Raw genomic sequence first — 326 nt, 5'->3', positions numbered from 1 at the left:
CCGAAATAACGATACACTTGCGTTTCTTTACCAACACGTAACAATAATGAACCGGAACCACATGTTGGGTCGTACACATGACGTAATTTATCTTTACCGTCTGTGACAATCTTCGCCAGTATCTTAGATACTTGTTGTGGTGTATAGAACTCGCCTGCTTTTTTACCTGCTGTCGCCGCAAAGCGCCCAATTAGGAATTCATATGCATCACCTAACATATCAATTTCCATGTCACTGTGAACGAATGGTAAGTCGTCAAGATTAACCATGACTTTAGAGATTAAAGCAGTACGTTCTTTGACATTGTTACCTAGTCGCGTTGAACT

1 protein-coding gene is annotated in these 326 nt (G+C 40.8%); it reads right to left on the bottom strand.

All coding sequences use genetic code 11. The annotated features are described in order from the left end of the window. The coding region (locus tag HMPREF3247_RS11995) for an N-6 DNA methylase (protein ID WP_180363504.1) at positions 1–326 on the bottom strand (326 nt) is incomplete at both ends.

The sequence above is a fragment of the Staphylococcus sp. HMSC36A10 genome (assembly GCF_001838845.1).
Classification (GTDB): Bacteria; Bacillota; Bacilli; order Staphylococcales; family Staphylococcaceae; genus Staphylococcus; species Staphylococcus aureus.
The sequence above is the reverse complement of the archived record's forward strand: the minus strand, read 5'-3'. Positions and strand labels throughout refer to the sequence as shown.